Consider the following 9,783-nt stretch of genomic DNA (forward strand, 5'->3'; position numbering starts at 1 on the left):
AGTCAACCCATCTTTACCTGATGCAAACCCATTTTTATGAACAGGGGGGCCTTGCGCCCCCCTCTCTCCGGCCTACCGTAGAAACGGACTCAGCAGCGAACTAGGAACCGCCATGCCTCGTGGCCGTAATCATGTGCGTCGAGCATTCGCTCGGAATTACGAACTCGGCGATAGCGGCAATACACCCACCTAAAGCCTTTCGGCGCGGGCTTTTTTTCCATGTCATCTCCTTGCGGAGCCTAGTTTTTCTGCCGAACGTTCCGGTGTTGTTTTATAATTTCCGGCTTGCGTTGTACGATCGACAGACCCAGTGGAGGCTCGCTTCCCACTGAATTTTTTAGGGCTGCATCCTTGCAGCCCTTTTTTTTGTGGTGCGCTTTGCAAATCTCGCGACGAAAAGAGACAGTGACCCCAATATAGTGGGGCACCTTGAAGGGGTCAACACCAAATGTGGGAAAAACCTGCAAACCCTTGTGGCACAAAGCACTGTCTGACGAACGGTCGGCGCGAGGCTGCGAACCCGTCAAATTGGACTGCGCAGTCAAGGCCCAAACCGGCAATTTTGTCGATCAGTTGGGTCCGGTTGGGTTGGCTGCGACACCCATCGACACTGAAGCTGGTCACAGTTGTGCGATCCCTGCCTCAAGCGGCACCGCACGCGTGGCGGACCTGCTCTGGTCCGGCAATGGGAGGAACTTGCCATTGCCGAATCTAGGTCGAGGGCGCGGTGCCCTTACCGCTCGCGGGACACGCCGTGAACCCTTCCCTGGGGGCTCGATGGCGGCATCCATGCCGCCAACGGTCCCGCAATCGGCAAGGACACCGCACCAGAAAGTTGGTCGGTGGTCGCGTGAAAGCTGCTTGTAGCGCGTTGCGCATCAGACTTGATCCGGCGCGTCATGATCGAACAACGCCCATTAAGCACTGCTCCTCCCGTACACACCGACCCTCTCGACTGGTCCTTGCGCGCTCACCGTCGCGGGACCTTGAGCGGCATGGATGCCGCGCAAGAGCCTACAGGGACGTACTTGCGGCGTGTCCTGCGATGGTGGGCGGGCAAGGGCCCTGCAGCCAAGCCACAGACCTAACGGCGCCCGCCCGTCCGTCAGCAGTGCCCGCCCGATGACCACGAAGACGCTTTATGAGCCGCTCTCAAGTGAACAGCGTCACGCCTTGAGCGCGGCCGTGCGGGATCAGATCTCGGTCGGACCGACGTGGTTGCGCTTGCGGTAGCGGATCGACGACCACACCGAGGTGGCGATGAAGGCCACCCCGATCAGGCCGGTGAGCACCTCCGGCACGTGATAGACGGTGCCCACCAGCATGATGATCGCCAGCACGCCGATGGCGTAATGGGCGCCGTGCTCCAGGAACACGAACTCGTCCAGCGTGCCCTTGTGTACCAGGTAGACCGTCATCGAGCGCACGAACATCGCGCCGATCGCCAGGCCCAGCATGATGATGACCACATCGCGGGTGATCGCGAACGCGCCGATCACCCCGTCGAAGGAGAACGAGGCGTCCAGCACTTCCAGATACAAAAAGGCGGCAATGCCCGAGCGCTTGGCCGGGCCCATGCCGTCTTCGCTTTCTTCGGCTTCGAACAAGGCGTCCACGCTGCCGACCAGCAGGTACAGCAGGATGCCGCCCAGCCCGGCGAACAGCACGCTCTGAAAGATGTCATTGGGCAGAAACAGCTTGGTACCCAGCAGCACCGACACCGCCACAATCACCGACATCGCGTCGGCCTTGCCCAGCTTGCCGACCAACCGCTCCACTGGCCCGAGCCAGTGCAGCTTGCGGTCCTGATCGAACAGGAAGTTCAAGAACACCAGCAACAGGAACATGCCACCGAAGGCAGCGATCGAGGGGTAATGGTCGGTCAGCACCTGGCTGTAGCGGTCCGGCTCCTTGAGCGCCATCTGCATCACCGGCACCAGACCCATGCCGGTGGCGACCGACACGATCACGATCGGAAACACCAACCGCATGCCGAACACCGCGATCAGGATGCCCACGGTGAGGAACAGCTTCTGCCAGAACGCGTTCATGTGCTTGAGCACGCCAGCGTTGACCACCGCGTTGTCGAACGACAACGACACTTCCAGCACGCTCAGCACCAGACACAGCCACAGCGCCTGCCACAGGCCCATTGCGGTGGTGTGGCCCCACCAAGCGGCAACGCCCAGACAGACGGCTGTGATAAAGAACGACATTCTGAAATCGCGAAACATTGACACTCCCAGGCAGGCAGAGACGACAGCCGGACCAATGGGCCAGGGGCGAGGCCCGGCAGATCAGGCATAGGGTGAGGATGGGGGACCGCGGCGCGACGCAAGGTCAGACCGGGCGTAGCTCGGCCATTATAGGGAGTGTCACCGCCATCAGGGTTGCATCGCCCGGATCCGGGCGTACGCCAAAGCCCAGGCTCTGGCACATCGCCAGCATGGTGCGGTTCTCGCGCAGCACCTGGCCTTCGATTTGCTTGAGGCCCAGCCAGCGCGCGTACTCGATCATGATGCGCATCAGCTGCCAGCCGATCCCGTGGCCCTTGAGGTCGGAACGGATCAGGATGCCGTACTCGCCACGCGCGTAATCGGCGTCGGCATGCAGACGCACTGCGCCGAGCATGTCGCCGCTCTTGGGGTCGATGGCGACCAATGCGATCGAGCGCGCGTAGTCGAGCTGGGTCAGGCGGGCGATGAATTTGTGGCTGAAATGCTTGACCGACTGGAAGAAGCGCAGCCGCAGGTCTTCGTCGGTGACCCGCGCGAAGAATGCGCGAAACAGCGCGTCGTCTTCCGGGCGGACCGGGCGCACCAGCGCGTGGGTGCCGTCGCCGAGCGCGATCTGGCGCTCCCATTCCTTTGGATACGGAAAGATCGCAAAACGCGGATGGCCGCGGCCTTTATGCAGTTTGCGCGCCGGCGCTACCGCTACGCGCGCGTCCAACGCGATCACGCCATCGCGGTCGGCCAGCAGCGGGTTGATATCCAGTTCGGTGATTTCGGGGATGTCGGCGGCCAGCTGCGCCAGCTTGACCAGCACAAGCGCCACCGCGCGCTCGTCGGCCGCCGGCACGTCGCGATAGGCCTTGAGGATGCGCGAGACCCGCGTGCGCCCGATCAGCTCGTGGGCCAGGCGCAGGTCCAGTGGCGGCAGCGCCAGCTCGCGGTCGTTGATGACTTCCACTGCGGTGCCGCCGCGCCCGAACACGATCGCCGGGCCGAACACCGGGTCGTCGGCAATGCCGGCGATCAGTTCGCGCGCCTTGGGCCGCAGCACCGTGGGCTGCACGATCACCCCCTCGATCACCGCATCCGGCAGCGCGGCGCGCGCGCCAGGATGCCGGCCGCCGCTTCGCGCACTGCCGCCACGCTGGACAGGTTCAAGCGCACGCCATCCACATCGGACTTGTGCGCGATGTCGCTGGACAGCACCTTCAAGGTCACCGTGCGGCCGACGGCCAGCAGCGGGTCGGCCAGCAATGCGGCTTCGTTGGCGGTGGCGGCCACCTGCAGCGACACGATCGGGATGCCGTAGGCGGCCAGCAAGCGGTTGGTGGCGACCGGATCCAGCCAACGGCGACCGGCGGCCAAGGCGTCATCGACCACCGCGCGGGCGATGCCGGCATCCACCACGAAGTCTTCCGGCAGGCTGGGCGGGGTTTCCATCAACGCCGCCTGCGCCTCGCGATAGCGCACCAGGTGGGTGAAGCCGCGCACCGCGTCGGATTCGGTCGCGTAGGTGGGCACGCGTGCGGCATTGAGTGCGGCGATCGCCACATCGTCCTGGCCCAGCCACACCGCAAACACCGGCTTTTCGCGCTGGTAGCGGTTGCGTTGATCCAGCGCGCGAGTCAGCGCCTTGGCCGCATCGGCCGAGGAGGTGAACGCGGTGGGCACGTTGACCACCAGCAGCGCGTCGTTCTCCGGGTCGTCCAGCAGCGCTTCGATCGCCGCAGCATAGCGCGGCCCATCGGCATCGACGATGATGTCGACCGGATTGTTGCGCGACCAGCCTTGCGGCAGCGATTGATCCAGCCGCTCCAGCGTCTTGGCCGACAACTCGGCCAGGGTGCCGCCGCGCAGCACCAGCTGGTCCACCGCCAACTGCCCCACCCCGCCGCCGTTGCTGAGGATGGCCAGGCGCCGGCCGGGAAAACTGCCGAGCCGGCCCAGCGTTTCGGCCGCGGCGAATAACTCGTCCAGCGCGCCTACCCGCAACAGGCCGGCACGCGCGAACGCGGCGCCATACACCGCATCCGAGCCGGCCAGCGCCTGCGCGTGGGTGTCGGCATTGGGATTGATGCGGAACTGGCTGCCAGATTTGACCACCACGACGGGTTTGGCGCGCGCGGCGGCGCGTGCGGCCGACATGAACTTGCGCGCGTCGCTGATGCATTCGACATACAGCAGGATCGCGCGGGTGCGGTAGTCGGTGGCGAAGTAATCGAGCAGATCGCCGAAGTCCACATCCAGCGTATCGCCCAGCGACACCACCGCCGAGAACCCGACCGAGCGCGCCACGCCCCATTCCACCAGTGCGGCGGCAATGGCGCTGGATTCGGAAATCAGCGCCAGATCGCCGGCCTGCGGGCAATGCGCGGCGATGCTGGCGTTGAGCCGCGCATGCGGGGCGATCACCCCCAGGCAATGCGGGCCGAGGATGCGCATGCCCTTTGCCCGCGCCGAGGCTTCCATGCGCGCCGCCGGCGAGCCGGGGCCGCTGCCTAGACCAGCGGTGAGGATGATGGCTGCTGCCACCCCGCGGCGCGCGGCGATGGAGACGATGCGCGGCACGATCCGCGCGGGCGCGGTGATCACCACCAGATCCGGCACCCAGGCCAGATCGGTCAAGCGCGCCACCGTGCGCACGCCGTCGATCTCGCTATAGCGCGGGCTTACCCAGCCGATCTGCCCGGGAAACCCGGCCGCGCGCAGATTGCGCACCACCGCCCGCCCGGCCGAGCGATCACGCGGACTGCCGCCCACCACCGCCACGGTGGTGGGACGAAAGACCTGCTGCAGGTGGTAGGTACTCATCGGACGGGGGACGCAGATGCCATCGCGCTACGGTACACGCACTGGGGTGCGGGAGCATGGATGGGCGTCTGCGCAGCAGTGTGCTCTCAAGCCCGCGACAGGGCAGCCCCCGAAAACGCAGCAAAAACGCGCGTTCGGCTTGTCTGTTCCATCCACCCAAGGGTTGCTTGGTTGCTGCGGCCAACGTTGCCGCACTTTCAGCGCTGGCAACGCAACACCTCTGGCTCCTCATTTTGCCTCTATCTCTGCCTGCACCAAGCAGCACCTCAACCAGCGCAGCCACCGCTGAGCGACGCGCACGCAGCTAGTAGTGTCCTGTTGGTAAGACTACTTCGACAACGTCGATGTCGAGTGCCGGCAACGCGCTGCGCCATAGGCGTTCGAGTATGTGTCGTCGAAACAACGCAGCAGACCATCGACGACATCCAGATTGGGTGGCCATTTCGCCTTGATTTCAGGACGGCCTGGCACGGCCGGCAAGATCATGTAGCCATCCTGCAATGGCGGCATGTCATTGCCCTGCGGATAGGGAACGGCCGCGAGCCGCGTTCGTGCGGCCTCAAGACCGGTCCGGTCACGTTTCATAAACGCAATCATTGCATCGACATAGGGATTCCAGCCTGCAAGATCCTCGCTAGCGGGCTTGTAGGATTTCTCGAACAGCGCAATCGCCTGCGCAGACTGACCAGCCTCCGCCCGCAACTGGTCCTCATGCCAGATGACGATGCCGCCAGTGATCGCATGGGCCTGACGGTAATCACGCAACAGATCGGCCGCTGCCGAGCTACAGCCTGGACGGTCGGCAAGTGCGCGCCAACCTCCCGGCATGTCCTGATCGAACGCCTGTTGCTCCAACGCCAGCATCGCCACGCGATCGTAGTCACATTCCGGCGGGTGGGCCTGGTCGGCCCATCCGAGGTGCGGCATGGCGAACACAACCATGCCTGTCAATGCAACGCACCACAGCGCAGCTGGCCTCACGTAGATCTCCTTATCTGGCATCCAATCGAACCTTACAACAAAGTTCCGCTGAGAATCGCGGCGGCGATGCTGAAATAAATCACCAATCCAGTGACATCCACCAAGGTGGCCACGAACGGTGCCGAAGCGCTGGCCGGATCGAAGCCGAGCCGTTGCAGCACGAACGGCAGCATCGAGCCGGACAGCGAGCCGAAGGTGACGATGCCGATCAGTGCCGCGCCGATGGTCAGCGCCACCAGTTGCCAGTGCGGGCCGTAGTCGTACAAGCCGGCGGTCTGCCAGATGGTGATGCGCACGATCGCCAGTACACCGAGGATCGCGCCCAGTGTGAGGCCGGTGGGCAGCTCGCGCAGGGCCACTTCCCACCAGTCGCCCAGGCGCAATTCGCGCAGCGCCAGCGAGCGGATCAGCAGCGAGGTGGCCTGTGAGCCGGAGTTACCGCCCGAGCTCATGATCAACGGAATGAACAGAGTCAGCACCACCGCCTTGGAGAGCTCGTCCTCGAAGTGCTGCATCGCGCTGGCGGTCAGCATTTCGCCCAAAAACAGCACGCTCAGCCAACCGGCGCGCTTCTTGATCATCTGGCCGAAGCCAATCTGCATGTAGGGTTTGTCCAACGCCTCCATGCCGCCGAACTTGTGCACGTCTTCGGTGGATTCGGCGATCAACGCATCCAGCACATCGTCCACGGTGACGATGCCCAGCACATGGCCGTGCGCATCCACCACCGGGATCGCAAGCAGGTCGTGGCGACGGATCAGCCGGGCGACTTCTTCCTGATCCAGCGCCGGGTCTACGGTGACCGGCGGATTGACCTGCGCCACCTCCAGGATCGGGGCATCCGGCGCGCCGGTGATCAGCCGGCGCATGGTGACGACCTGACTGAGCACGCGGGTGTGCGGATCGAGCAGATAGATCGCATACACCGTCTCGCGGCTGCGCTCCACCTCGCGGATGTGCTGCAGGGTGCGGCCCACCGTCCAGTCGGCCGGCACCGCCACAAACTCGGTGGTCATCAGCGCGCCGGCGGTGTTGGGCGGGTAGCGCATCAACGCCTGGATCGACAGCCGCGCCTCAGCGCTGAGCAGCCACAGCAGCGGCGCGCGCTGGTCAGCGTCCAGGCCGTGAAAGATGTCGGTGGCGCGGTCGTCGGCCATCTGCCCGAGCAAGGAGGCGGCCTGTTCGGCCGGCAATTGCGCCACCAACGCACTGGCATCGTGCAGCTCGGGTTGTTCGAGCAGTTTCACCGCACGCGGTTGCGGCAGCGCGGCCAGCACCTGGGCGGCCTCGTCGCGGTCGAGGGTGTTGAGATATTCCACCGCATCGGCCGTGTTGCGATCGGCCAGGGGTGCGATCAAGGCATCGACGCCTTGGGCAAGGCGCAGGGTTTGGTTGTACATGGGGTTCGCCTGGTGACGACCGTGGTCGATGACAGCCGGCGAACCAAAAGCCTCAGGCGCGCGCCAGCTGGGTCATCGACCCGGGTCTAGGGTGACTGTCGCTGGACATGAGAAAAGGCTCCGATAAGTGCGCACCGACCGGTGATCCGGGCGGCGGCGGGGCGCAGTCTGCGCGCCTGAGCTGGCTGGGTCAATGCCTTATGCGCGGGCCGTTCAAGTGCGCCTCCCGAACGCCGCTCCGGCAGACCGCGCTGGCCTGGCAGACGACCCACAGGCCGACGATCGCGCACCTGTCGTGGTGCGGATCGATCTGCGTCCCACCGCTGACATCGCCTGCGGCGATCATGCGTGCGACGCGGGCCAGCTTGCCGCGATTGCCGTACGTCGCCCAGGCGCCGGTCATCCCGAGGTTGTGCTGTCTGGTATCCATGCACGCTGCGGTGGTTGCACCGTCACGCACGAGGTCAACCGGCCGACGCCAAACTGTGCTGGCGGCCACGGTTCATTGCTACAGTCCGCTTCCTGGAACGCCTGCATCAGGTTGTTCTCCGCCATGGCCTCGGCCATCGCATCCGCATCGCAATCGCTGGTTCCACCGGAGTGATCTATGTCGTCTTCCAGGTCTTTACTGTTACGTCGCATCAGCCAGGTGTGCCTATGCGTGGCCGCTGGCTGGGGCGCGCTTGGCATGGCGCAGACCAAGCTGCCCGACAGCCCGCCGGTGGAGTCGCACGAAACCGCACCCCACACCGGGCACGAGTGGGGCTACACCGGTCCGGAAGGCACCGAGCACTGGTCCGAACTGGCAAAGGAAAATGCGCTGTGCGGCAACGGCCAGCAGAACAGCCCCATCGATTTGAAAGACGCCATCGACGCCAATCTGGGCAGCTTGCTGCTGGAGTACGCCGCCGTGCCGCTGGCGGTGCGCAACACCGGCAACTCCATCCAGCTGGAGTTGCATGACGGCGGCAAGATGGTGGTCGGCGGCAAACAGTACGCGGCCTTGCAGCTGCATTTCCATCATCCAAGCGAGCATTTGTTGAACGGCCGGCGTTTCCCGATGGAGGCGCATCTCGTGCACCAGGGTCCGGACGGAACGTTGGGCGTGCTGGCCATCTTCTTCGAAACCGGCAAGGCCAATCCCGCCTTCCAGCGGGTGCTGGACGCCATGCCCAAAGACAAGAATCAGACGCAAACGGTCGCCAACGCCTCGATACGCGCCAGTGATTTTCTTCCGCCCAGCCATCAGCGCAGCTTCTATCGCTACGAAGGATCGCTGACCACCCCGCCATGCAGCGAAACGGTGGACTGGGTGGTGCTCAGTCAGCCGGTGCAGGTGTCGGAGGCACAGATCGATGCATTCGAACGTGTCTATCCGTTCAACGCCCGCCCGCTGGAGCCGCTGGCTCGCCGCTTTCTGCTTAAAAGCCGATGACTGGTTGATCTGACCGTTTTCTGATCGTTTGCAGCGCACGGCACGGCACAGCGTTTTTTCGTTGACGCGCCTGGCGCCCAGCGCGGTGAACGGCGCGGTTGCCAGACAAGCGCACGCGTTGCGTGTGTGTCCAGCATAGAGAGCAGCGCGCCGGTCTTCCACTTGCACTGGTTGCACCGGGTGTCGTGAAGCCTTTCTCGCCTGTGCCTAGAATGTCGGGTCGATCACTGCCAACAGCCCCAGGTCGTTCATGTCCATCTCGATCTGGTTGGCACGCTTGATGTGTTCCTTGTTGGCCAGATCGAACGGCTCATCGACTGCGACGATGATCGAGCCGCCCTTGACCGGCACGATGTCGGCGGCCAGCGGTAATTGTTGCTTCGTCACGACTTGCGCGACATATGCCATCCAGCCCAGGCATTGGCGGTGGGGGAAGGTGGCGAGGCTTGCTCGGTAAGATGTCTTATCTCCCGGCTCTTCTGGACTCGGAGCGTTATCATAGATATCAACATAGGCAAAATTTGGTCTATCCCATGCTGCTAAAGAACCCACACATTTAATGCAAATATCACTTGCATCCCGACCAAAAGCTATATTTGGCTTGAAAATCATCACATCAAGTCTACCGAATCGGGGCATATAGCTGATTTCAATTCGCCCAGGCTGACGTTTGCCGGCTTGGCTGGATAAAACAATCATAAATGGCTCGTCAGGAAACGCTTTTTTTAATCGCTGCCGGAATGCTTCGCGGTCGGCCAGAGTAACCGGACTTTCGCCAGGGACCGTGACGCCGCCATACCATTGTGTTGCTACGGGGGCAATCTTAGGCAAAGCGTCGTTGACTTTAGGGCACCTCGAACAACCAAGTCGTAGCCGTGGTGACACGCACTGGATGATGACCATACCTTCAAAAAATCAGCGA

The 9,783-nt window shown here is 63.7% G+C and carries 6 protein-coding genes and 1 pseudogene; 1 reads left to right on the forward strand and 6 read right to left on the reverse strand.

What is annotated here, in order from left to right; genetic code table 11:
* Positions 1–1,193 precede the first annotated feature (1,193 nt).
* The 5 genes and pseudogenes from XpopCFBP1817_RS10290 to XpopCFBP1817_RS21570 all read right to left on the reverse strand — a co-directional run bounded on the left by XpopCFBP1817_RS10290 (position 1,194) and on the right by XpopCFBP1817_RS21570 (position 7,925).
* Positions 1,194–2,234: a DUF475 domain-containing protein gene (locus tag XpopCFBP1817_RS10290; protein WP_128417058.1), complete on the reverse strand. Its 1,041-nt coding sequence runs from the start codon at positions 2,232–2,234 to the stop codon at positions 1,194–1,196.
* A 106-nt stretch (positions 2,235–2,340) separates the two neighbouring features.
* A pseudogene (locus XpopCFBP1817_RS10295) lies at positions 2,341–5,045 on the reverse strand (bifunctional acetate--CoA ligase family protein/GNAT family N-acetyltransferase).
* Between the two features lie 327 nt (positions 5,046–5,372).
* Positions 5,373–5,987 carry a hypothetical protein gene (locus XpopCFBP1817_RS10300; RefSeq protein ID WP_128417059.1) on the reverse strand — a complete coding sequence of 205 codons (615 nt, stop codon included), beginning with the start codon at positions 5,985–5,987 and terminating at the stop codon, positions 5,373–5,375.
* 71 nt (positions 5,988–6,058) lie between these two features.
* Positions 6,059–7,426, reverse strand: a complete 1,368-nt coding sequence (mgtE, locus tag XpopCFBP1817_RS10305; RefSeq protein ID WP_128417060.1) for a magnesium transporter — start codon at positions 7,424–7,426, stop codon at positions 6,059–6,061.
* A gap of 190 nt (positions 7,427–7,616) precedes the next feature.
* Positions 7,617–7,925 (reverse strand): hypothetical protein, encoded by a 309-nt coding sequence (locus XpopCFBP1817_RS21570; RefSeq protein WP_208619599.1) that lies wholly within the window; start codon positions 7,923–7,925, stop codon positions 7,617–7,619.
* A 108-nt stretch (positions 7,926–8,033) separates the two neighbouring features.
* Between XpopCFBP1817_RS21570 and XpopCFBP1817_RS10315 the strand changes: the two genes are divergently transcribed.
* Positions 8,034–8,861: a carbonic anhydrase gene (locus XpopCFBP1817_RS10315; protein ID WP_128417062.1), complete on the forward strand. Its 828-nt coding sequence runs from the start codon at positions 8,034–8,036 to the stop codon at positions 8,859–8,861.
* 207 nt (positions 8,862–9,068) lie between these two features.
* On the opposite strand, the gene XpopCFBP1817_RS10320 is transcribed toward XpopCFBP1817_RS10315, so the two are convergent.
* Positions 9,069–9,692, reverse strand: coding sequence for an Imm52 family immunity protein (locus XpopCFBP1817_RS10320; RefSeq protein ID WP_244171132.1), 624 nt, complete (start codon positions 9,690–9,692; stop codon positions 9,069–9,071).
* Positions 9,693–9,783 lie beyond the last annotated feature (91 nt).

Source organism: Xanthomonas populi (genome assembly GCF_002940065.1).
GTDB classification, from domain to species: Bacteria; Pseudomonadota; Gammaproteobacteria; order Xanthomonadales; family Xanthomonadaceae; genus Xanthomonas; species Xanthomonas populi.

Excerpts from the sequence above, each read along its gene's own strand:
- XpopCFBP1817_RS10315 (WP_128417062.1), top strand. The coding sequence starts at position 8,034 with ATGTCGTCTTCCAGGTCTTTACTGTTACGTCGCATCAGCCAGGTGTGC.
- mgtE (WP_128417060.1), bottom strand. The coding sequence starts at position 7,426 with ATGTACAACCAAACCCTGCGCCTTGCCCAAGGCGTCGATGCCTTGATC.
- XpopCFBP1817_RS10300 (WP_128417059.1), bottom strand. The coding sequence starts at position 5,987 with ATGGTTGTGTTCGCCATGCCGCACCTCGGATGGGCCGACCAGGCCCAC.
- XpopCFBP1817_RS10290 (WP_128417058.1), bottom strand. The coding sequence starts at position 2,234 with ATGTTTCGCGATTTCAGAATGTCGTTCTTTATCACAGCCGTCTGTCTG.